The following is a 23,133-nucleotide window of genomic DNA, read 5'->3' as shown; positions in this document are numbered from 1 at the left end:
CGGCGCCGGCGAGGGCGGGGCGTATCAAGGCGGATCTCCTCGGGTACGGGACGGGGTGGGGCGGGAGGGTCAGTTGCGCCAGGTGTCGGTCAGCGTGACCTTGCCGTTGGCGGGGACCGTGGCGGACCGGTTGGCTCCGCTCTCCCAGGTGACGTTGCCGGCGGCGTCCTTGCGGACGTACTTGTACGCGAAGACCGTGCCGGGCGGGAGCGTGACGTCGAGCTTCCAGACGGGGTAAGCGGCCGGGTCGAGCTTGAGGGCGGCGCCGGTGTTCCAGTTGCCGAGCTCGGCGCGGTCACCGGTGACGTAGATGTTCTGGCCGAGCACGGTGGTGGCGTTGACGGCGAAGGAAGCACCGGCGGCGGCCGGGGTCGGCGTAGGAGTCGGCGTGGGCGTCGGGCTCGGCGTGGCGCCGCCGCAGCTGCGGGCGCCCACGTGCAGGGCGACGGCCGTCCCGGCCCCGAGGGTGGCGCTGAACCGCCCGCCGGAGTCCACGGTCACGGCCCGCCCGCTCTGCACGTCGCAGTAGCCGCCGGCCGGGAGGGAGGTCTGGAACGTCCGGGTCAGCGCCGAGCCCTCGTGGTTGATGGCCACGTACGCCTTGGCACCGCGCCCGAAGGCGATCTGGTCGCCGCCGTTGTCCCACCAGTCCGTGACGGCCTGGCCGCGCGCGGAGTTGCGGAAGCCGACCATGGAGGAGATCTCCTGCCAGGCGTGCTGGCACTTCCACCCGTCGGTGTAACAGGAGTTCACCGTGCCGCCGTTGGGCGGTCCGGCGTCCCGGTCGGTCCACTCGTAGCCGGAGTGCACGTCCGGGGAGCCGTAGGGCCAGGCGAGCATGAAGACGTTGGCGAGGGTGTAGGCGGACCCGTTCTTGTAGCTGAGGGTGTCGCCGCCGCGCTCGGTGTCGTGGTTGTCGACGAAGACGGCGGACTGCCCCGCGGGCATGTACCCCCAGGCCTCCCCGAAGTTCTTCAGGTTGGCGAGGTTCTCGTTCTGGAAGACCCGCTTGAGGTCCCGCGCGTAGCGGAACTCCTGCACGTCTCCGCTGCCGAGGTACTCGGAGGGCGAGACGGCCTCGCCGGCGCCGTGGATCGCCTCCTGCTTCCAGTAGGCGTTCGGGTTCGTCATCCGCGACTTGATGTTGGCCAGGTCGGCGGCGGGCATGTGCTTGGCGGCGTCGATGCGGAAGCCGTCGACACCGAGCGACAGCAGGTCGTTGAGGTAGGCGGCGATCCGCCCGCGCACGTAGTCCTCGCCGGTGTCCAGGTCGGCGAGCTGGACGAGCTCGCAGTTCTGGACGTTCCCGCGGTCCTGGTAGTTCGATATCGAGGACCGGCAGTCGTCCATGTCGGCGCCGGAGTAGATGCCCGGGTAGTTGTACTTCGTGTACGAACTCCCGCCCGTCCCGGTGCCGTCCCCGGCCGCCATGTGGTTGATGACGGAGTCGGCGACCACCTTCACGCCGGCGGCGTGGCAGGCGTCGATCATGGCCTTGAAGGCGGCGCGGTCACCCAGCCGACCGGCGATCTTGTAGCTGACGGGCTGGTACGAGGTCCACCACTGACCCCCCTGGATGTGCTCCTGCGGGGGTGACACCTGGACGTAGCCGTACCCGGCGGGCCCGAGGCTCTCCCCGCAGGCCTTCCCGACGGAGTCGAACCGCCACTCGAACATGACGGCGGTGACGTCCTTCTCACCTGGGGCGGCGGCCGCGGCCTGGGGGGCGGGCCCCCCGACGACGGCGAGGGCGGCCACGGCGGTGACGGCGGATACGGAGAGCAGCGCGGCGGCGGCTCTGACGGCGCGGGCACGGGTGGGCATGCGGTGTTCCTCCTGGCGGAGAGGCGCAGGACCGGGTGGGGACCGGTCACGGCCGAGTTGGGGATTGCAGCGACCGTAGGTGCCAGGAGGAAGCGCTGCAAGACCTTGCGCAAGAGATTGCAGAATTGTTTCGCGGAGGTACCGGCGCCACGCGACTGCGCGCGGGCCGGCACCTCCGCGGGATGGGCGGGGCCGGATCCGGGGTCGGAGCCGGGGCGGATCCGGGGCCGGTCTAGCGGTGCGGGATGACGAAGTCGTAGTCGGGCCTGTTGGTCTGGCGGGCGTGGGCGCCGCCGGCGGCGCATCGGCCGTTGTCGGAGAAGCCGTAGAAGAACATCACGTAGCACTTCACGCAGAAGCGCCAGTTGCGCTGAGCCGTTGCCGTCTCCGGTACGTCGTGGGGGATGACGAAGTCGTAGTCGGGCCCGGACTGGCGGCTGTGGGCGCCGCCGGCGGCGCAGCGGCCGTTGTCCGAGAAGCCGTAGAAGAAGAGGTCGTAGCACTTCACGCAGAAGCGCCAGTCGTGCTGGGCGGTCGGCGTCTGCGCCACGTCGTGGGGGAGGACGAAGTCGTAGTCGGGCCTGTTGGTCTGGCGGGCGTGGGCGCCGCCGGCGGGGCACCGGCCGTTGTCCGAGAAGCCGTAGAAGAACATGCCGTAGCACTTCACGCAGAAGCGCCAGTTCGGCTGGTTCGCCAGGGCCGTGGATTCCTTCGCCGAAGCCGGGAGGGCAAACGCGCCCGCCGCCGCCGCTCCGGCCAGGCCGGCCGTCACTCCGAGCGCCCTGGACAGGAACACCCGCCGGTCCGGACCCTCTTTTCCGGAGTGCTGATTTCGCTCGTTCTTCCTCACCTGAAAGGACATGCGCCACCCTCTTTTCCGATGATGCGATTTCGAAGCGGGGGTCCGGTCCGGCACCTGGGGTGCCGGACCGGACCGGTGATCAGAAGTCCCAGCTCTGGCTGCGCGCGCCGTTGCAGGCCCAGCTCACCAGGAGCTGTCCGTTGTCGGGCTTGCCGGCCAGGATGTCGAGGCACTTCCCGTTCACCCGGTTGCGGATCTCGCTGCCGTTGCGGAACCACTTCTGGTGGCGCCCGCCGTTGCAGTCCCACATGCTCACCGAGCCCTGGTCGCCCAGGTGGGGGCCGTAGATCTCCAGACACTTGCCGTTCATGCTGGAACGGATCTGCTCTCCGTCCCAGTACCACTGCTGGTTGGTGCCGCCGTGGCAGTCCCACGTCACGGTGGAGGAGCCGTTCTCCTGGTGGAACATGAAGATGTCGGCGCACCGTCCGTTCAGGTTGGACTTGAGGAGGGGCGCCGCAGCCGACGCGGGTGTGCCCGTCAGGGTGGCGCCGGCCAGCAGCCCGGTGGCCGCCAGCAGAAGCATCAGTCGCCGTAGAGACCTCATGGATTCCCCTTCGTGGTGCCCTGGCGCGGATTGCGCCGACCCCTTGTCTAGCCGCGGGTCGATGTCCGGCGCCGGAACGTGGATTCCGGACATCAATTGCTGGACAAACACCACCCATCACGACTGCGGAAAGGCGCAGGAAGGAAAGCCATGCCCCGCCCCGAACGCCCGCTCGACCCGGACACCGGACCGCTGACACGGTTCGCCGCCGACCTTCGCAAGCTGCGCGAGAAAGCGGGACGGCCGCCCTATCGGGCCCTGGCCAAAAGGGCGCACTATTCGTCGACGACCCTGTCGGACGCCGCGGGCGGGCACGCGTTTCCGAGCCTCGGCGTGACGCTGGCGTATGTCGAGGCGTGCCAAGGCGACCGTGGCGCGTGGGAAACCCGATGGCACGAGGTCGCCGCCGAGATCGCCGCGCGCACACAGGGCGCCGAGCCCGCGGAAACCGGCCTGCAGGGCGCACCGTACGCGGGGCTGTCGGCGTTCCAGCCGGAGGACGCCGACCGGTTCTTCGGGCGCGAGCGGCTGACCGGCGAGGTGGTCGCGAAGGTGCGTGAGCGCCGGTTCCTGGCGGTCTTCGGACCCTCCGGATCGGGGAAGTCCTCGGTGCTGCGGGCCGGTCTCGTCGCCCGCGCGCGGGCAGCGGGGTGGCCGGTGATGCTGTTCACGCCGGGCTCGCATCCCGTGCAGGAGTGCGCCGTCCACCTGGCCGCGGAGACGGGCGCGGCTCCCGGCCCGCTGGTGAGCGAGCTGCTGGACGATCCCGTGGCGCTGCACCTGCGGATCCGGCAGGCCGTGATCGACCGGGCGCCGGACATCGACGTGCTGATCGTGGTCGACCAGTTCGAGGAGGTCTTCACCCTCTGCGGGGACCGGGAGGAACGGGACGCGTTCGTCGCCATGCTGATCGCGGCCACCACGGCGGAGACCAGCCGGACCCGGGTGGTGCTCGGCGTGCGCGCCGACTTCTACGGCCACTGCGTCCAGGACCCCCGGCTGGTCGAGGCGGTGCGCGACGCGCAGATCGCGGTCGGCCCGATGAGCAGTCAGGAACTGCGCGAGGCCGTCACCCGGCCGGCGATGCTCGCCGACTGCACGGTGACCGGCCCGCTGCTGGCGGCCGTGGTCGCGGACGCGACCGGTCAGCCGGGTGCCCTGCCGCTGGTCTCGCACGCGATGGTCGAGACCTGGCGCCGTCGCAGCGGCAGCCGCCTGACCCTGGACGGGTATCTGGCGGCGGGCGGCATCCAGCATGCGCTCGCGCAGACCGCCGAGGCCGCCTACCGGGGGCTGTCCCCCGTCCAGCAGGACCTCGCCAGGTCGCTGTTCCTCCGGCTGACCGCACTGGGCGACGGTACGGAGGACACCAGGCGCCGCATCACCAGGGACGAGCTGGACCCGACCCCCGACACGGGCTTCGTGCTCGAATCCCTCGCCCGGCAAAGGCTGGTGACGCTGGACGAGGGGTGCGTCGAGATCACCCACGAGGCGATCATCCGCTGCTGGCCGAGGCTGCGCGGCTGGCTGACCGAGGACCGGGACCGGCTGCTCCTGCACCGGCAGCTCACCGACGCGACCGCCGGCTGGGAGGCGCACGACCGCGACCCGCACGCCCTCTACCGAGGTGCCCGGCTAGCCGCTGCACTGGACCTGGCCGCCGCGGACGGCAGCCGGCTGACCTCCAGGGAGCGGCGCTTCCTCGACGCGAGCCGGGAAGCGCAGGCCGGCGAGATCGCGGCGGTCAGGCGACGGTCGGTCCGCCTGCGGCAGCTGGTCACGCTGCTCACGGTCCTGGTGGTCGTCGCGGCGACCGCGGGCGGACTGGCCGTCGACTCCCGCGACTCGGCCATCCGGCAGCGCAACGTGGCCATCGCCCGCAAGGCCGCCGCGGACGCGGCCGAGGTGCGGCCGCAGGATCCCGCCCTCTCCGCGCAACTGAACCTGGCCGCGTACCGGCTGGCGGCCACCGGCGACGTCCGCGACCAGCTCATGAGCGCGTTCGCGACCCCGTACACGAGCCGCCTCACCGGCCACACCTCCGACGTGGTCGCGGTCTCCTTCGCTGCCAAGAGCCCGCTCCTGGCCACCGCGAGCTGGGACCGCACGGTCCGGCTGTGGGACGTCGAGGACGCCCACCACCCGGTCCGGTTGGCCGTCCTGGAGCAGCCGGAGCAGCTGAGGTCGGTGGCCTTCGACCCGGATGCCCGCGTCCTGGCCACGGCGAGCGAACGCTCCGTACGCCTGTGGGACGTGACGAACCGGCGGTCCCCCACCGAGCTGAGCACCCTGCCGGACCAGCCGTCCGGGCCGAGCTGGGTGGCGTACGCCCCGGACGGCACCCTGGCCACCGGCCACACCGACGGCACGACACGCCTGTGGAAGACGAACGACCCCCGCCACCCCCACCCACTGGCCACCCTGCCGGGCCACACCCACCAGGTCACCTCGGCGACCTTCAGCCCGGACGGCCGCACCCTCGCCACCACGGGCGACACCACCGTCAGGCTGTGGGACGTCACCGACCCGTCTGCTCCCCTCCCCCTGGACGTCCTGCGCGGACACACGGACACGGTGACCTCGGCCGCGTTCAGCCCGGACGGCAAGCTGGTGGCGACGGGGAGCTGGGACCGCACCGCACGCATCTGGAACCTCGCGCACACAGACACACCGGCCGTCCTTCCCGTCCACCGCGCGATCGTCTGGTCGGTGGCCTTCACCCCGGACGGCTCCACCCTCGTCACGGTCGGCGGGACCACCCAGTTCTGGGACGTCGCCACCCCTTCCACCCCGAAGCGGACCAGCACGATCCAGGGCGGCTTCTACCAGGCCGCGTTCAGCCCGGACGGCCGCATGCTCGCCAACGCCGACCGTCTCCTGGACCTACGTGACCTCTCGCTCGGAACCCACGACGACGTGGTCACCTCCCTGGCGTACGACCCGGCCGGCCACCTCCTCGCCAGCGCCAGCTGGGACGGCACCGCACGCCTGTGGCAGGTCACCGGCGGCCGGGCCCTGTGGCCGCTGTCGGTCCTGCGCGGGCACACCAGGTTCGTCCGCTGCGTGGCGTTCAGCCCGGACGGGCGCATCCTCGTCACGGCCAGCGAGGACGGCACCGCCCGCGTCTGGGACGTGACGGACCCCCGCACACCCCGCCTCACATCGGTCCTCGCCCCCGGCGGCGGCGAGGTCGGCGGCGCCGCCTTCGCCCCGAACGGCCGCCTGCTGGCCGTCTGGGCCATGGGCACGGCCGGCCTCTGGGACCTCACCGACCCCGCCCGTCCCCACCGGCTGAGCCGGATCGCCGAGAACGGCCCGGACGTCACCCTGGCCTCCTTCCGCCCGGACGGCCGCACGCTGATGACGAGCAGCGGCGAGTCCGGCTCCCTGCGCCTGTGGGACATCGGCGATCCCCGCACCCCCCGCGAACTGCCGTCCCCGTACCCCTCCACCCCCCTGACCGGCGGCGTGTTCAGCCCGGACAACCAGAAACTGGCCGCCTTCCACCGCACGGACAAAACGGTATGGCTCATGAACATCGACACCGCCAACCACCCCACCAAGGTGAAACACCTACGCTCATCCGGCTCCTGGCTCTACCGCCTCACCTTCGCCACGGACGGCCGCCGCCTGGCAGCCGGCTCCGCGGACGGCAAGGCCCTGCTCTGGGACGTAGCCGGACCAGCGAGCCCCACCATCCTCACGGGCCACACAAACCCCGTACCGGCCGTGACCTTCAGCCCGGACGGCACCACCCTGTCCACCGGCGGCAACGACTTCACCCTCCGCCAGTGGGACACCACCCTGGACCAAGTCACCACCCGCATCTGCACCACCGCACACCCCCGCATCACAAGGTCCCAATGGACCCACCACTTCACAGCGGTCCCCTTCAACCCGCCCTGCCCCACCCCACCGCGCCCATGACCCCTGGCCGCCCCGGCGCCACCCGCCCGCGCGACCAGGTCGGTCAGCGACGCCCTCCACGCCGCTGACCTGGCACGATGTCCGCATGGAAACTGGTTTCCCGTGGGGCTCCACACCGACCGTCGACCTCCGTCTTTGGCGTTCCGACGCCATCGTGCTCTTCGACTGGCTGATGAGCACCGACTTGAACGCCGTGCCGATCACGCACCCGGCCCAGAAGCAGGCCCTCGCGGATCTACTGGCGCGCTTGGAGGAGCTGGACATCATCGAGTCGACCGACGAAGAGATCACCGCGGCCCAGAAGGAGGTCGCCAAGAACATGGGCTGGTAGCAGCAGCCGAGTTGGCAACGTCGGGCTCGTCGCGTGACCTAACGCCTGCGGCCTGGGCTCCACTCGTAGGCCATGGGAGCCGTCTCCACCACCTCGCTGGGCCAGGTTGCTCGAACGTGGTCGAGTCGCCGGTGGTGGTCCTGAATCCAGCCCTCCGGAGGTTCGATCCCGAGCATGACGCTCAGTCGGTCGGGGTCCTGGACCGTCAACGCCAGCCGCCGGTCCTCGTACATGAAGAAGTCGAGGCTCAGCCCGCGGTCGCCACCGATCGTCGCGCCCTCGCCCCGCGCAAGCCGGGTCAGGTCCTGCTGCCAGGTGTCGAGGTCCTGCTGGAACAGGTAGATCTCAAGCCTGGCATCGACGAAACTCGCAGAGACCAGGACATCGGCCCGGAGAATGTCGTGGCCGGTCAGAATCCCGGGCTGATGGCGGCCGATCACGCGGACGACGCAGCGGTTGCCCTCCGCGTCTCCCAGATCTATGAGGTTCACCGGGGCCGGTTCAGTCACCGTGGGACTCGCCTTCCAGCAGCACCGTAGATCGCTGATTCAGCACATCCACGCACTCACGCAACCCTGGCCGAGGCAGCTCAGCGCACTCGCGCATCAACACAATGGCCTGCACGTTCCGCTCGGCGGCAATGAGGCGGTCCACCTCCACCCGGACGTCGGCCGAGAGTCTGTCCCACAAGGCGTTCTCCATCCCCGCATTGAACCCCTCAGCCGATCCGAGCCACACCACGACCCCGAGTAGCCGCCTTGCCCAACACCATCTACGGGATAGGACGCTCTTTCAGAACCCGTTACTCAACGCCCACGGCCAGATCACAGGCCGGCTGACCCGAGGCGGAGGAACAGATCAGGTGCGGGTTTGCCGTGCTCGACCTCGGTGGCGCTGAAGATGCGGCCTTCGAAGCGTTGATGGAGGCCGGTGATTCCCAACGTGAGACGCATCTTGTCGTGGCTCCCGCTGGAAGCCGCGCAGGTGGGGAGGTATGTGAGCGCATCGAGGGCCTCGACGATGCCGGGGACGGGGGTGAGCTCGGCCTCCAAGGCCTCACGGTAGAGAGGCCTGAACTCCTCCTCCCAGTCGGCCGGCAGGCTGCGCCCGAGGTGGGCCTCTATCTCTTTCGTCATGGACTGGCTCGAGCGGCCATGAACCGGTCGACGATCTCAGCTTCGGTGAGGTTCCACCCCAGTTCGGCCAGGACGAGGGCATCCAAGCGCACGGCTATGCGCTCGCTGTCGACCAATACGCCGTCGCAGTCGAATATGACGAGTTCAATCGGATGGCTCATCCCCGCAGACTAGGCGGCGGGCTCTCCCGGACTGGCGACGCGGCGGGTGCGTCCACGGCTGGCAGCCGCCAAGCCGAGCGAGGGTACGTAGCGATCTGTCGCGCCCACCGACCCTGAGGTCCTTCTCGTCCACCTCTCGCTCGGGGTGGCGGTCGACGGTCACGGGAAGGGTGTCCAGACGCCCGGCCCTGGATGCTCTGACCGCCCCGCACGTCCGTACCGACTGAGGTCACGGCCCTGCCGGGCCCGTATCCAGACGGCCACCGACCAGAGAGGGCACAGGCATGCCAAACCAGGCCGCTCCTCCCCCCGGAACCCCACGAAGCCAAGCACCAACCCGCAGCCCAAGGGAGAGGGAGAGCAGGGAAGGGGTGAAGGGGGTAGGGGAAGATCCCCTACCCCCCAGGCCCTACCCCCCAGGGCCCTGCCCCGTCGAGCCTCGGACCACCAGTTCCGGTTGGAAGACGTACTCCGTGCGTTGGACCGGGGTGCCGGCCACTGCCTCCAGGAGGGCGCCCACCGCTGCTGTGGCCATGGCTCGGACCGGTTGGCGGACCGTGGTCAGTGGGGGGTCCGTGAAGGCGATCAGCGGGGAGTCGTCGAAGCCGACCACCGAGATGTCCTCCGGGACGCGCAGGCCGCGTTCGCGGGCCGCCCGTATGACGCCCAGGGCCATCGGGTCGCTGCCGCAGACGATGCCCGTGCAGCCGCGGTCCAGCAGGGCTCCGCCCGCCGCGTGGCCGCCCTCGACCGTGAACAGGGTGCGCTGGATCAGGCCTTCGGCCGCCGCCGCCGGGAGGGCGGCGGAGAACCCGGCTTCCTTCCTCGCCGACGGGACGTAGCGCGTCGGGCCGATGGCCAGGCCGATCCTGCGGTGGCCCAGGTCCTCCAGGTGGCGGACCGCCATCTCCGCCGCCGCGCGGTCGTCCGGGGAGATGAAGGGGGCCTGGACCTGTTCGTTGAAGCCGTTGATCAGCACGAACGGGACCCCCCGCGCCGCCAGCCGCTGGTAGCGCGAGGGGTCGGCCGAGGAGTCCGCGTGGAGCCCTGACAGGAACACGATCCCCGTCACCCCGCGCTCCTCCAGCTGCTCCACCAGCTCGTCCTCGGTGGCCCCGCCCGGGGTCTGCGTGCACAGCACGGGCGTGTACCCGTGCCCCGCCAGCGTCTGCTCGATGACCTGGGCGAACGCCGGGAAGATGGGGTTGGTCAGCTCCGGGGTGAGGAGCCCCACCAGGCCGTTGCTGCGCCGGCGCAGCCGGACCGGGCGTTCGTAGCCCAGCAGGTCCATGGCGGCCAGCACCTTGTGCCGGGTGCCGGACGCCACGCCCGCCTTGCCGTTGAGCACGCGGCTGACGGTCGCCTCGCTGACCGCGGCCTGCGCGGCGATGTCCGTCAGCCGCAGCGGGGAGGTCATCCCCGCCACCACACCGCCGTGTCGGCCGGGAGTACGGACGGGTCGGGCAGGGGCCCGCTCGCCAGCAGCGCCGTGCCCGGCGCGGGCATCCGTACCGGCTCGGCCGTGGTGTTGACCGTGCAGGTGAAGTCCCCCCGGCGGAAGGCCAGGACGCCCGCCGGGGCCTCCAGCCACTGGACCCCGTCGCCGGCGCCCAGCTCCGGGTGCGAGCGGCGCAGGTGCAGCGCGGCGCGGTAGAGCTCCAGGGTGGAGGCCGGGTCGCCGGTCTGCGCGGCCACGCTCAGGCCCGCCCACTCGGCCGGCTGCGGCAGCCAGCTGCCGCCTTCGCCGAAGCCGTACGGGGCCTCGGTGCCCGACCACGGGATCGGTACGCGGCAGCCGTCGCGCAGCCCGTCCTGCCCGGCGCCGCGGGCGAAGGCCGGGTCCTGGCGGGCGTCGTCCGGGAGGTCGAGCACCTCGGGGAGGCCGAGCTCCTCGCCCTGGTAGACGTACGCCGATCCGGGCAGGGCCAGCATCAGCAGCGCGGCCGCCCGCGCCCGGGCCAGACCCTGCTCCCCACCCCCGTACCGCGTCACATGGCGCACCACGTCGTGGTTCGACAGCACCCACGTGGTCGGCGCGCCCACCGGGCGCATCGCGTCCAGGGACTCGTCGATGGTGGCGCGCAGCGCCTGCGCGTCCCATCCGGTGTTCAGGTAGTGGAAGTTGAAGGCCTGGTGGAGCTCGTCGGGCCGCAGGTACATGGCCGTCCGGTCGGCGCTCGGCGTCCAGGCCTCGGCCACGCCGATCCGGTCGCCGGCGTACTCGTCCAGCACCTTCCGCCAGGAGCGGTAGATCTCGTGGACGCCGTCCTGGTCGAAGAAGGGGAGCACCTGGTTGCCCAGCAGCTTCAGCTGCTCGCCCCGCCCCAGATCGGGCAGGCCGGGCGCCTTGACCAGGCCGTGGGCCACGTCGATGCGGAAGCCGTCGGCGCCGAGGTCGAGCCAGAACCGCAGGATCGAGCGGAACTCGTCCTGGACGGCCGGGTGTTCCCAGTTGAAGTCGGGCTGCTCGGGTGCGAAGAGGTGCAGGTACCACTCCCCGTCGGCGACCCGGGTCCAGGCGGGTCCGCCGAAGATGGACTCCCAGTCGTTCGGGGGCTCCGTTCCGTCCGCCCCCCGGCCCGGGCGGAAGTGGAACCGTTCGCGCAGCGGCGTACCCGGCCCTTCGCGCAGTGCCTGCTTGAACCATTCGTGCTGGTCGGAGCAGTGGTTGGGGACCAGGTCCACGATGATCCGCAGGCCCAGCCCGTGCGCCTCGCGGATCACGGCGTCGGCGTCGTGGAGGGTGCCGAACATGGGGTCGATGGCCCGGTAGTCGGCGACGTCGTAGCCGGCGTCGGCCTGCGGGGAGGCGTAGAAGGGGCTGAGCCATACGGCGTCGACGCCGAGTTCCTTCAGGTACGGCAGTCGGCTGCGGATGCCTTCGAGGTCCCCCATGCCGTCCCCGTTGGAGTCGGCGAAGCTGCGCGGATAGACCTGGTAGATCACCGCTTCTCTCCACCAGCCGGGCAGGGTGCCGGTGGAGGTGGGGAGGCCGTCCAACGAGGTTTCGGCGGCGAGGTGCTGGGTCATGTCGTCCTTGGGGAGATCGGGCCGGGGGTGAGAGGGGGCAGGCATCGGGTGGTCAGCCCGTGCGCGCGGGGCTGGTCAGCCCTTGGTCGCGCCTGCCGTCATCCCGGCGACGAGGTGACGCTGGGCGAAGAGGAAGAAGAACGCCGCGGGGATGGCGATGAGGATGGAGGCCGCGCTCATCGCACCCCAGTTGGAGGTGTACTGCGTGACGAAGGTCTGCAGTCCGCCGGCCAGCGTCAGGTGCTCGTCGCCGACCATGAAGGCGGAGGCGTACGCGACCTCGCCCCATGCGGTGATGAAGGCGTAGAAGCCGGTGACGGCGAGGCCGGGCTTGGCCAGCGGCAGGATGAGGCGCCAGAAGGTGCCGAAGGGGTTGAGCCCGTCGACGCGGCCGGATTCGTCGATCTCGACCGGGATGGTGTCGAAGAAGCCCTTCATCATCCAGGCGCAGAACGGCACGGCGATGGTGAGGTACGTGATCACCAGGCCGAGCGGCTGGTTCAGCAGCCCCAGGTCGCCCATGAGGTTGTAGAGCGGGACGATGAGGATGGCCATCGGGAACATCTGCGTGATGAGCAGGGTCCACATCAGCGGCTTCATTCCGGGGAACTTGAAGCGGCTGACGGCGTATCCGGTGGTGGCGGCGATGAACACCCCGAGGACGGTGGTGATGCCGGCGACCAGGACGGAGTTGCCGAACCAGGTGAGGAAGGAGGTCGACTCCACCAGGTAGCGGTAGTTGTCGAGGGTGGGTTCCTTGACGAAGTCCGTGGAGATGGCGTGCTTCGCGGGCTTGAGCGAGGTCAGCAGGATCCACAGCACCGGGAAGACGGCGATCACGGCGGCGACGGCCAGGGTGGCGTGCAGTCCGGCGGAGGCGAGCGGGGAGCGCTTGCCTCGCGGCCGGCCGACAGGTCCCGTCTCGGAGTTGGTCGTCACGGTCACCACACCTCTCCCTGCTTGCGCAGCGACCGCCGGTAGACCAGCGCGAACATCGTGAGCAGCAGGAGGATCAGTACGCCCCAGGTCGCCGAGACCGCGAAGTCGCGCGGGCTGGTCACGAACGCCTCGCGGAACGCCTGGGTCACCAGGATCTCGGTGGAGTCGCCTGGGCCGCCCCGGGTGAGCAGGAAGATCACCGGGAACATGTTGAAGGTCCAGATGGTGGAGAGCAGGATCACGGTCATGCTGACCGTGCGCAGTCCCGGCAGGGTGATGTGGCGGAACCGCTGCCAGGGGCTCGCCCCGTCCATCTCGGCCGCTTCGTAGAGCTCGCCGGGGATGGACTGCATGCCGCCGAGCAGGGCGACCATCATGAAGGGGACGCCGAGCCAGACGTTGACGGCGATGACCGCGATCTTGGCCCAGGTCGGGTCGTCGAGCCACGGGACGGCGGAGATGCCGCCGCCTTCGAGGATCTTGTTGAGGATGCCGTTGTCGCGGTTGAAGAGGAACCGCCAGGCGAAGACGGAGACGAATCCGGGGACGGCCCAGGGCAGGATGAGCGCCATCCGGTAGGCGGCGCGTCCCTTGAACTCGCGGTTGAGCACGGTGGCGAGGCCCAGGCCGAGCGCGAAGGTGACCGACACGCAGGCGACGGTCCACAGGACCGTCCACACCAGCCGCTGCAGGAACACCGGGTCGGCGAGGACGTCGGCGTAGTTGTCGAGTCCGACGAACTGGTACGTCGCCTCGATGTGGTTGACGCCGATGGTCCGGCTGACGTTGCGCTCGGTGGCGTCGGTCAGCGAGAGGTAGACGCCGCGGACGAGCGGCCAGCCGATGATCACGCCGAGCACGAGCACCACGGGGGTGATCATGGCCCAGGCGTACCAGTGGGTGGCGAGGGCCCGCTTCAGCCCCGGGCGGTTGCTCCCGCCGGCGCCGCGTCCCGTCCTGCCGTCAGTCCTGCTGTCAGTCCTGCGGCTCCGGCCGCGGGCGGCGGGACCGGCATCAGGACCGGTCTCGCTGCCCGCGGCCTTCGCCACCGACTGGCTGGTGTGAGCAGCCATGGTTCGTTACTTCCAGCCCTTGAGGATCTTGCGGAATTCGGCGCCGGCGGCCTTGGCCGCGTCCTCCGGGCTCGATGCCCCGGTGATCGCCTTGGTGTATTCGACCTTGAGCGGCTCGAAGAGGGATCCGTTCTCCGGGATCCAGGCGCGCTCGACGGCCTTGTCCACGGCCGGCTTGAAGAACTGCACCATCTCGCTGGACTTGACGTCGGGCTGCTCGTAGGCGGCCGTCCGGGTCGGGAGCAGGCTCAGCTCCTTCGCGGACTGGACCTGCACCTCCTGCGAGGTCATGTAGTCGACGAAGGCGTTCGCGGCGGCGATGTTCTTGGAGCCCGCGTACACGGCGAGGTCGTGGCCGCCCTGCGGGGCGCCCGCCTTGACGGAGCCGGCCGGGACGGCGGCGATGCCGAGGTTGGCCTTGTCCTTGAACTGGTCGCCCGCGTAGGTGTCGGCCACGGCCCAGGGGCCGTTGATCATCATCGCGGCCTCGCCCGTCTTGAAGGCGGTCTGCATGTTGGTCCAGCCGTCGGTGGCGTTGGTGATCGCCGCACCGGAGGTGACCAGGTCGCGGGCGGCCTTGAAGGCCTTGACGCCCGCGGCGTTGTCGACGGTGACCGTCTTGGTCTTCGCGTCGACGAGGTCGCCGCCCTCTCCGTAGATGAGGGGGAGGAACCAGTAGGAGTCGTCGCCGCGCAGGTAGAGGCCGGCCTTGCCGGTCTTGGCCTTGATGGCCGCGGCGGCGGTCTTCACCTCTTCCAGCGTCTTGGGGGGCTCGACGCCGGCGTCGGCGAGCATCTTCTTGTTGTAGAAGAGGCCCATGGTGTCGATGACCTGCGGGACGCCGTAGGTCTTGCCCTCGTACTTGCCGCTGGCCGCGGCCTGGGGCAGGAACTCGGTGTCGATCTTCTTGGCCGTCTCGGCCGGAACCTCGGCGAGGTAGCCGAGGGAGGCGAAGTCGGCGACCCAGCCCACGTCGGCGCGGATCACGTCGGGGGCCTCGGAGCCGCTGCTGAAGGCGTTCTTGACCTTGTTCTGCGCGTCGCCGTACGGGACGTTGACGTACTTGACGGTCACCTTGGGGTGCTTGGCGGTGAACGCCTCGGCGATCTTCTGGAAGGACGCCTTCTCGGCGTCGTTCGAGGTGTCCCACCACGTGACCGTGCCGGAGAGCTCCCCGTCGGCCTTGGCGCCGTCGCTGCCGTCCTTGGTGTCACCGCCGCAAGCCGTCGCCGCGAGCGCCAGAGCCGCGACCAGCGCGGTGGCCGCTATGCCACGCCGCATATGAACTCCTTCGATGATCCCGGCCGCGCCTCGCGGTTCCGAGTTGCCGAGAACGTAACAAGCCTGAAAGCCGACCGAAAGACCTTGCGGGAACTTTCTGCAAGAAGGGGTGATCGTTACATCCGTGTGTCCGTACGGTTGCCGCAGCTTGCTGTTAGTTCGAACCCTCTTCGACTGTCCGGGCCCGCAACCAGGGGGTGCGTACACGCGTTGACCCGATATGACCCACGAGTTGACCGCCTCCAGGCTTGCAAGCGCTTCCAGCAACGCCACCGCGAGCGGCGGCTGGTGGCGCGATGCCGTCATCTACCAGGTGTACGTCCGCTCCTTCGCGGACAGCGACGGCGACGGGATCGGGGACCTGCGCGGGGTCCGCGAGCGCCTGCCCCACCTGGCCCGGCTCGGGGTCGACGCGGTGTGGCTGACCCCCTTCTACGTCTCCCCCCAGGCGGACGGCGGCTACGACGTCGCCGACTACCGGGCCGTCGACCCGCTCTTCGGCGACCTCTCCGACGCCGACGACCTGATCCGCGCCGCGCACGCGCTGGGGCTGCGGGTGATCGTGGACGTGGTCCCGAACCACACCTCCGAGCAGCACGCCTGGTTCCGGGCGGCGCTGGCCGGGGAGCCGGGGGCCCGCGACCGCTACCACTTCCATCCCGGCCGGGGGCCCTGCGGGGAGCTCCCGCCCAACGACTGGGAGTCGGTCTTCGGCGGGCCCGCCTGGAGCCGGACCCCGGACGGCGCCTGGTACCTGCACCTCTTCGCCCCCGAGCAGCCCGACCTGAACTGGGAGAACCCGGAGGTCGCCGAGGAGTTCTCCGCCGTCCTGCGGTTCTGGCTCGACCTCGGCGTCGACGGGTTCCGGGTGGACGTGGCCCACGGCATGGTCAAGGCCCCGGGCCTGCCGGACATCGGCCGCGGCGCGCAGGCCACCCTCATCGGCATCGAGCCGCTCCCCTTCTTCGACCAGGACGGCGTCCACGCCATCCACCGCTCCTGGCGGCGGCTGCTCGACTCCTACGAGGTCCCGCGCATCGGCGTCGCCGAGGCCTGGGCGCCCACCTCCGAGCGGCTCGCGCTCTACGTCCGCCCCGACGAACTGCACCAGGCCTTCAACTTCCGGTTCCTGAACTGTCCGTGGGACACGACCGCGCTGCGCACCGTCATCGACGAGTCCCTCGCCGCCACCGCCTCGGTCGGCGCCCCGACGACCTGGGTGCTGTCCAACCACGACGTCGTACGGCACCGCACCCGCTACGGCAGCCTGGCGCGGGCGCGGGCGGCCGCGCTGCTGATGCTGGCCCTGCCCGGATCGGCGTACGTCTACCAGGGCGAGGAGCTCGGCCTCCCCGAGGTGCTCGACCTCCCGGACGACGCCCGCCGGGACCCGGCCTTCGCCCGCGGCGCCGGGCAGGACGGGCTGCGCGACGGCTGCCGGGTACCGATCCCGTGGTCCGGGGAGGAGCCCCCCTACGATTTCGGGCCCGCCGGGAGCTGGCTCCCGCAGCCGGCCGGCTGGGGCGGGCTCAGCGTCGCCGCGCAGACCGGCGACCCCCACTCCACCCTGGAGCTCTACCGCGCCGCCCTGGAACTGCGCCGCGCGATGCCGGGCCTCGGGGCGCCGGAGGCGGGGCTCCCGGAGGCGGGGCTCCCGGAGGCGGCAGGGGCCGCAGCCGGGGCCGATGCCTCGGAGTCCGGGATGCAGTGGCTGCCCGCGCCCGAGGGGGTGCTGCTCTTCACCCGCCCCGGCTTCGCGTGCACGCTCAACACCCGCCCGGTCCCGCTGGAGATGCCCTCGCCCGGACGGCCCGTCCTGTCCAGTGCCCCGGTGGAGACGGACGGCCGCACCGTCCGGCTTCCCCCGGATTCGTGCACGTGGTGGTCATTGTGAACGTCCGACCGGTACAGTCCAATCCCGTGACCGCACGGCTAGCCGACATCGCAGCCCAGGCGGGGGTCAGCGAAGCCACAGTCAGCCGCGTGCTCAACGGCAAGCCCGGTGTGGCCGCAGGCACCCGTGAATCCGTGCTGGCCGCCCTCGACGTGCTCGGCTACGAACGCCCCGTACGGCTGCGCCAGCGCAGCGCGGGACTCGTCGGCCTGATAACCCCCGAGCTCGACAACCCCATCTTCCCGGCGCTGGCCCAGGTCATCGGCCAGGCGCTGACCCGGCAGGGCTACACCCCGGTGCTGGCCACGCAGACACCCGGCGGGTCCACCGAGGACGAGCTCGTGGAGATGCTCGTCGAACGCGGGGTCTCCGGGATCATCTTCGTCTCCGGGCTGCACGCGGACACCACGGCCGACATGGGCCGCTACGACCAACTCCGCGGGCAGGGCGTCCCGTACGTCCTCATCAACGGTTTCTCCGACAAGGTGCAGGCCCCCTTCGTCTCCCCCGACGACCGGGCCGCGATGCAGCTCGCGGTGACCCACCTGACCGCGCTCGGGCACACCCGGATCGGGCTGGCCGTCGGCCCCAAGCGGTTCGTGCCGGTGGTCCGCAAGATCGAGGGCTTCCGGCTGGGCATGAAGGAACGGCTCGGACTCGGCGAGGACGAGATCGAGGAACTGATCCAGCACTCCCTCTACACGCTGGAGGGCGGCCAGGCCGCCGCGGCGGCGCTCATCGCGCGCGGCTGCACGGCGGTGGTGTGCGCGAGCGACATGATGGCGCTCGGCGCGATCCGGGCGGCCCGGCAGCAGGGCCTCAAGGTCCCGCAGGACGTGTCGGTGGTCGGCTTCGACGACTCCCCGCTCATAGCGTTCACGGATCCGCCGCTGACCACCATCCGCCAGCCCGTGCAGGCCATGGGCCAGGCCGCGGTACGGACCCTGCTGGAGGAGATCGGCGGTACGCCGGCCCCGCACAGCGAGTTCGTGTTCCTCCCCGAGCTGGTCGTCCGCGGCTCGACCGCTTCGGGCCCCCAGCAGGGCCGCGGACCCGCACGCCCCTGAGGGACGCCCCTGCCGTTTCCCCTAGGGACGTAAGGCCTCCGCTCGTCCCGAAGGCGGAGGGGCTGCGGCCAAGACCGTCCCAAGGGATGATCGAAGGCGAGTCCGCATCTGGCAGACTCTTTTCCTATGGGTGAAGCGAGCGTGAAGACACTGGATACCCGGACGGACGTCTCGTCACCCCCCGTGACCGAGAGCCAGGACCGCCCGGAGTCGTCCGAGCGTGCACTGCTCTCCAGGCTGCGCGTCCCCCGGCGACCCCGGATCTGGTTCGAGGTCCTGCTGATCGCGGTCAGCTACTGGACGTACTCGCTGATCCGCAACGCCGTGCCCGAGCAGAAGGCGGCCGCGCTCGCGAACGCCGACTGGATCTGGAAGGTCGAGCAGACGCTCGGCATCGCCGTCGAGGAGAAGATCAACCACGCCGTCGATTCGGTGACCTGGCTCGTGGTGGGCATGAACTACTACTACGCCACGCTCCACTTCGTCATGACCATCGGCGTGCTGGTCTGGATCTACCGCTTTCATCCCGGGCGTTACGCGGCGACGCGGCTCATCCTCTTCGCCACCACGGGCGTGGCCCTGGTCGGCTACTACTTCTACCCGCTCGCGCCGCCCCGGCTGATGAACGGGCAGAACTTCATCGACACCGTGCTGGTCCACCACACCTGGGGCTCCATGGCCTCGGGCAACCTCAAGCACATGTCGAACCAGTACGCGGCCATGCCGTCCATGCACATAGGGTGGTCGCTCTGGTGCGGGCTGACGATCTTCGCGGTCGCCTCCGCCCCCTGGGCCCGGATCTTGGGCCTGCTCTACCCGACGGCGACGCTGGTCGTGATCGTGTCCACCGCCAACCACTTCTGGCTCGACGCCGTCGGCGGCATGCTCTGCCTGGCCTTCGGCTACGCCGTCTCCCGCTCCTGGTACGGGTCGCTCCCGCACCGGCTGCCGCGCCGGCCCGAGGAGACCGGCCGCCACCCGGTGGCGGTGGCCGTGCTGAACCATCCGGCGCTGGGCCGCTTCCGGCGCTGAGCCCCGCCCGTCTCACCCCTCCCCGCCCGTCTCACCCCTCCCTGTGGGTGATCCGGCCTCCCGACATGGTGAGCCGGACCGGTGCCCCGGCCAGCTCGTCCGCCGGAGCGTCCACCGGGTCCAGGCCGAAGGCGGTCAGATCGGCCCGGAAACCGGCCGCGATCCGCCCCGCCACCTCTCCCTCCCCCGCCGCCAGCGCTGCGTGCGAGGTCATCCCCTCCAGGGCCATCAGCCCGCTCAGGGCCGCCCCGGTCCATGCCCCCGTACCGGCCGAGGCCGCGCCGCGCGGGTCGCGGGCGGTGGCCAGCACCTGGCGGGCGTCGTAGTGGGCGATGGGCCAGTCCGAGCCGAGCGCGAGCACCGCGCCGGCCTCGCGCAGGTCCCGGCAGCGCCAGGCGCGGCCGGCCCGCTCCTCCCCCAGCCGCTTGGACCACTCGTCGCTGTGGTCGGCCCGGGTGTACGCGGTGTGCGGCGGCTGCATCGAGGCGATCACCCCGAGCTCCGCGAACCGCTTCAGCTGGCCGTCGGGGACCGTCTCGATGTGCTCGATCCGGTGCCGCATCCGGCCCCGCAGGCCCAGTGACTCCACGGTGTCCAGGACGTGCCGGACCGCCGCGTCGCCGATGGCGTGGGTCGCGGTGCGCACCCCGGCCGCGTCGAGGACCCGTACCGCCTCGGCGTAGGCCTGCGGGTCGGGCCAGAAGGCGTCGGTGCCCCGGCCGTGGCAGTCGGCGTGCTCCAGCCAGGCGGTGCCGCCCTCGACGGTGCCGTCCATGAAGAACTTGACCCCGCCGACCTTCCAGTGGCGGCCCGCGAGCCGCTGGAGCTCGATCAGCTCCTCCAGGTCCTCGCCGGTGGCTCCGGGCATGCACCAGGGCGCGAGGTTCAGCCGCAGCGGGAGGTCGCCCTCGTACTCGGCGGTCGCGAGCAGGGCGGGTACGTCCCCGTCGCCGAGGTCCATGACGTGGGCGCCGGTCAGACCGGTGGCGGCCATGTCGGAGAGCAGCCCGGTGAGGCGTTCCCGGCGCTCGGTGTACGTGGGCTTCGGCGCGAGCGAGCCGACCAGGGCCATCGCGGCGTGCTCGACGAGGTGGCCGGTGGGCCGCCCGTCGGGGTCGCAGACGATCTCGGAGCGCTGGGCGAAGGCGCGCGGGCCGGTGATCCCGGCGGCGGCCAGGGCCGCGCCGGAGGCGAGTGCGGAGTGGCCGTCGTAGAGGCGCAGGAAGGCGGGGGCTCCGGCGAGGGCCTCCTCGATCAGGGCCTTGTCGACGGGACGGCCGCCGAAGGCGTTGTGGTCGAGGCCGAAGCCGGTGACCCAGCCGCCCGGGCCCCGGTCTGCGGTGCGCAGGGCGGCGCGGAGCTGGTCGAGGTCGGTGACGGCGGAGAGGTCCGTACCGGTGGCCATCTCGATGCCCCAGACGGGGTGGCTGTGGGCGTCGGTGAGGCCGGGGGTGAGGGTGGCGCCGCCGAGGTCGACGGTCTCGGTGCCGGGGCCGCGCCAGCCGCGGACGTCGGCCTCGTCTCCGACGGCGACGATCTCGCCGCCGAGGACGGCCACCGCGCCGGCCTCGGGACGGGCGGGGTCGAGGGTGCGGACGCGGGCTCCGGTGAGGACGGTGTCGGCAGCGGGCACGGCTCTGCTCCTTGCGGGGGTTCGGGCTGGTCGGGCTGGTCGGGCCGGTCGGGCCGGTCGGGCTGTACGGGTACTGCGGGCTACGGGGACGCTACGGGCGCCGCGGGCTCCCCCTGCGCCGCGGGTGCCGCGGGCACCGCGGGTGCCGCGGCCCCGGCCGGCTCCTCCGCGAAGCGGGCGTAGACCTCGGGCCGGCGGGTCTTCAGGCGCTGGGCGAGGGCGAGCCCGGCGAGGAAGACGGCGGGGACGAGGGCCACGAGGAGGGTGTTGACGCTGGTGGAGGCCATGGTGAAGAGGGCCACCTTGGAGATGACGAGGCAGATCGCGACGGCCAGCAGCACGGCGGCGGTGACGGGCGCGATCAGGGTCCGCCAGGGCCCCTCGTCGTGCCGGACGCGGCGGAAGTAGACGGGTACGGCGATGGCGGCGAGCAGCATCAGGGCCATGAGGCCGATCATGCCCGGGGTGTTCACCCAGAGCAGGAGCTGCTGGTACGGGTCGGCTCCGGCGAGGGCGAAGCCGAGGACGATGACGGCGCCGAGGGCGGTCTGCGCCGCACCGGCGACGTACGGGGAGCCGTGGCGCGGGTGGATCCGGCCGAGGGCGGCGGGCAGGACCCCCTCCTCGGCGAGGGCGAGCGCGTACCGGTTGATGGCGTTGTGGAAGGCGAGGAGGGAGGCGATGACGCTGGTGACGATGAAGACGTGCATCAGGTCGGCCGCCCAGGGGCCCACGTAGGTGGTGATGGCGGTGAAGAAGAGGCCGGCGGGGTCCGCGGCGGCCGCGGCGAGGACTTCCTCGGAGCCGAAGGCCTGGATGACGGTCCAGACGATGAAGGCGTAGAAGAGGCCCAGGAAGGCGACGGCGATGTAGGTGGCGCGCGGGATGGTCCGGTCGGGGTCGCGGGCCTCGCGGCGGTAGATGACGGTGGACTCGAAGCCGGTGAACGCGGCGAAGGCGAAGGCCAGGACGGCCGCGGTGCCGGGGACGAGCACCGCGCCCGGGGCGAAGGAGCCGGCCGAGAGTCCGTGGGCGCCGCCCTCGATGAGCACGCCGCCCGCGAGCAGGACGAGGATCCCGGTCTCGGCGACGAGCAGGATGCCGAGCAGCTTGGCGCCGAAGTCGATGGAGCGGAAGCCGCCGTACCAGATGAGGAGGAGGCCGGCGAGGGAGACGGGCAGCCAGGGGATGTCGACGCCGGCGAGGGCGCGCCCGGTGTCGGCGGTGGTGGTGCCGAGGAGTCCGTAGACGCCGATCTCCATGCCGTTGTAGCCGATGAGGGCGAGCAGGGCGGCGCCGATGCCGACGCGCTTGCCGAGGCCGCGGGCGATGTAGGCGTAGAAGGCGCCGCCGCTGCGGACGTGGCGGCTCATGGTGGTGAAGCCGACGGCGAAGACCGCGAGGGTGAGGCCGGCGAGGAGGTAGCCGGCGGGGGCGCCGACGCCGCCGAGCAGGATCGCGACGGGGGCGACGCCGGCCATGACGGTGAGCGGGGCGGCGGCGGAGACGACGAAGAAGGAGATGTCGGCGGTACCGAGGGCGCCGCGGCGCAGGTCGGTGCTGCTTCTCGGCCGCTTCGGCGACTCTGGCGTTTCGGGCATGCGGAAGCACCCTTCTGCGAACGGCAGGCGGCGGGGAGCCGAAAACCTAAAGGCTTTCGGTTTGCGGCAATGTAGCCTCCGGTTTTGGCGTACGGGAAGACCTGACGGCGGGAGAAATACGATGGCGCGGCCACGCACCCCACTGCTCGACCGGGAGCGGATCGGCAGTGCGGCACTGCAACTGCTCGCCGAACAGGGCGAGTTCAGCGTCCCGCAGATCGCCCGGACGCTCGGGGTGCAGACCGGGTCGCTGTATCACCACGTGGACGGCCGGGCGGGGGTCATCGAGCTGATCCGCGAGCGGGTCTGCGCCCGGATCGACGGCGGCACGCTGTCCTCCCCGGAGCCCTGGGACCGGGCACTGGAGGCCTGGGCCCGGTCGTACCGGGCCGCCTTCGCCGCCTATCCGCGGGCCATCCCGCTGCTGATGACCACCCCGGTACGGGCCCCCGCGGTACTCGCGCAGTACGAACGGGCGGTGGCCCTCCTGCTGCGGGCCGGCTTCGCCACGGAGCAGGTGATGCCGCTTCTCACGGGACTGGAGAACCTGGTCCTGGGCTCGGCCCTGGACCTCGCGGCCCCGGACGCCATGTGGGAGCCGACCCCGGGCACCCCGCTGCTCGCCCTGGCCCTGGCCGCCCAGGGCTCCGGGCGCGCGGAGGCCGCCTTCGAGGTGGGCCTGGCGGCGTTCCTGGCGTACGCGCGGGGCCTGCGCGGCGATGCGGGGGCGGCCGGGGAGACGGGCGGGGCCTGAGCCGGCACGGACCAGGGGACGCAGTGCAGACCGCCGGACGC

General features: G+C 71.4%; 18 protein-coding genes and 1 pseudogene. 6 read left to right on the top strand and 13 right to left on the bottom strand.

The genetic code is table 11. The features are described from left to right. Positions 1–69: 69 nt before the first annotated feature. From OG898_RS20255 to OG898_RS20245, 3 genes are all read right to left on the bottom strand, one after another. Complete coding sequence (locus OG898_RS20255) at positions 70–1,824, bottom strand: carbohydrate-binding module family 20 domain-containing protein (RefSeq protein WP_266958483.1); 1,755 nt, start codon at positions 1,822–1,824, stop codon at positions 70–72. A gap of 232 nt (positions 1,825–2,056) precedes the next feature. After that, positions 2,057–2,620, bottom strand: coding sequence for a hypothetical protein (locus OG898_RS20250; protein WP_266958481.1), 564 nt, complete (start codon positions 2,618–2,620; stop codon positions 2,057–2,059). 145 nt (positions 2,621–2,765) lie between these two features. Then, positions 2,766–3,233, bottom strand: a complete 468-nt coding sequence (locus OG898_RS20245) for an RICIN domain-containing protein (RefSeq protein ID WP_250743603.1) — start codon at positions 3,231–3,233, stop codon at positions 2,766–2,768. Positions 3,234–3,383: 150 nt separating this feature from the next. Here OG898_RS20245 and OG898_RS20240 point away from each other — a divergent pair, with 150 nt between their 5' ends. After that, on the top strand, positions 3,384–7,160 hold the full coding sequence (locus tag OG898_RS20240) for a hypothetical protein (protein ID WP_266958479.1): 3,777 nt from the start codon (positions 3,384–3,386) through the stop codon (positions 7,158–7,160). 85 nt (positions 7,161–7,245) lie between these two features. Continuing rightward, a complete protein-coding gene (locus OG898_RS20235; protein ID WP_250743606.1) occupies positions 7,246–7,491 on the top strand; it encodes a hypothetical protein in 246 nt (81 codons plus the stop codon). A gap of 38 nt (positions 7,492–7,529) precedes the next feature. Here the strand turns inward: OG898_RS20235 and OG898_RS20230 are convergent, their stop codons facing one another. The 8 genes and pseudogenes from OG898_RS20230 to OG898_RS20195 all read right to left on the bottom strand — a co-directional run bounded on the left by OG898_RS20230 (position 7,530) and on the right by OG898_RS20195 (position 15,111). Further along, positions 7,530–7,982, bottom strand: coding sequence for a DUF5959 family protein (locus tag OG898_RS20230; RefSeq protein ID WP_250743607.1), 453 nt, complete (start codon positions 7,980–7,982; stop codon positions 7,530–7,532). Between the two features lie 10 nt (positions 7,983–7,992). Next, on the bottom strand, positions 7,993–8,193 hold the full coding sequence (locus OG898_RS20225; RefSeq protein WP_266958476.1) for a hypothetical protein: 201 nt from the start codon (positions 8,191–8,193) through the stop codon (positions 7,993–7,995). A gap of 146 nt (positions 8,194–8,339) precedes the next feature. Then, positions 8,340–8,788: pseudogene (locus OG898_RS20220) on the bottom strand (HAD family hydrolase); the annotation flags it as partial. A 409-nt stretch (positions 8,789–9,197) separates the two neighbouring features. Beyond that, positions 9,198–10,205 (bottom strand): LacI family DNA-binding transcriptional regulator, encoded by a 1,008-nt coding sequence (locus OG898_RS20215; RefSeq protein WP_250743609.1) that lies wholly within the window; start codon positions 10,203–10,205, stop codon positions 9,198–9,200. Next, the gene (locus tag OG898_RS20210) at positions 10,202–11,818 is read right to left on the bottom strand and encodes a glycoside hydrolase family 13 protein (RefSeq protein ID WP_250743611.1); all 1,617 of its coding nucleotides are present in this window, start codon (positions 11,816–11,818) and stop codon (positions 10,202–10,204) included. Before OG898_RS20210 ends, OG898_RS20215 begins: the two co-directional genes overlap by 4 nt. 75 nt (positions 11,819–11,893) lie before the next feature. Beyond that, on the bottom strand, positions 11,894–12,757 hold the full coding sequence (locus tag OG898_RS20205) for a sugar ABC transporter permease (protein WP_250743612.1): 864 nt from the start codon (positions 12,755–12,757) through the stop codon (positions 11,894–11,896). A gap of 2 nt (positions 12,758–12,759) precedes the next feature. After that, positions 12,760–13,830, bottom strand: a complete 1,071-nt coding sequence (locus tag OG898_RS20200) for a carbohydrate ABC transporter permease (protein ID WP_266958473.1) — start codon at positions 13,828–13,830, stop codon at positions 12,760–12,762. 6 nt (positions 13,831–13,836) lie between these two features. After that, positions 13,837–15,111: an extracellular solute-binding protein gene (locus tag OG898_RS20195; RefSeq protein WP_250743614.1), complete on the bottom strand. Its 1,275-nt coding sequence runs from the start codon at positions 15,109–15,111 to the stop codon at positions 13,837–13,839. Between the two features lie 220 nt (positions 15,112–15,331). Between OG898_RS20195 and OG898_RS20190 the strand changes: the two genes are divergently transcribed. The 3 genes from OG898_RS20190 (at position 15,332) to OG898_RS20180 (ending at position 19,104) form a co-directional block, all read left to right on the top strand. Beyond that, positions 15,332–17,005, top strand: coding sequence for an alpha-amylase family glycosyl hydrolase (locus OG898_RS20190; RefSeq protein WP_266958471.1), 1,674 nt, complete (start codon positions 15,332–15,334; stop codon positions 17,003–17,005). 26 nt (positions 17,006–17,031) lie between these two features. Then, a complete protein-coding gene (locus tag OG898_RS20185; protein WP_250743616.1) occupies positions 17,032–18,072 on the top strand; it encodes a LacI family DNA-binding transcriptional regulator in 1,041 nt (346 codons plus the stop codon). 126 nt (positions 18,073–18,198) lie between these two features. Then, complete coding sequence (locus OG898_RS20180; RefSeq protein WP_250743617.1) at positions 18,199–19,104, top strand: phosphatase PAP2 family protein; 906 nt, start codon at positions 18,199–18,201, stop codon at positions 19,102–19,104. A 31-nt stretch (positions 19,105–19,135) separates the two neighbouring features. Here OG898_RS20180 and OG898_RS20175 read toward each other — a convergent pair whose 3' ends face one another. Both OG898_RS20175 and OG898_RS20170 read right to left on the bottom strand, forming a co-directional pair. Continuing rightward, positions 19,136–20,737 (bottom strand): amidohydrolase, encoded by a 1,602-nt coding sequence (locus OG898_RS20175; RefSeq protein ID WP_266958468.1) that lies wholly within the window; start codon positions 20,735–20,737, stop codon positions 19,136–19,138. Positions 20,738–20,817: 80 nt separating this feature from the next. Next, positions 20,818–22,338, bottom strand: a complete 1,521-nt coding sequence (locus OG898_RS20170; RefSeq protein ID WP_266958466.1) for an APC family permease — start codon at positions 22,336–22,338, stop codon at positions 20,818–20,820. 121 nt (positions 22,339–22,459) lie between these two features. On the opposite strand from OG898_RS20170, the gene OG898_RS20165 reads away from it, so the two are divergent. Beyond that, on the top strand, positions 22,460–23,092 hold the full coding sequence (locus OG898_RS20165) for a TetR/AcrR family transcriptional regulator (RefSeq protein ID WP_266958464.1): 633 nt from the start codon (positions 22,460–22,462) through the stop codon (positions 23,090–23,092). Positions 23,093–23,133 lie beyond the last annotated feature (41 nt).

Origin of the sequence: Streptomyces sp. NBC_00193, from assembly GCF_026342735.1 — a bacterium.
Classification (GTDB): Bacteria; Actinomycetota; Actinomycetes; order Streptomycetales; family Streptomycetaceae; genus Streptomyces; species Streptomyces stoeckheimensis.
The sequence above is the reverse complement of the archived record's forward strand: the minus strand, read 5'-3'. Positions and strand labels throughout refer to the sequence as shown.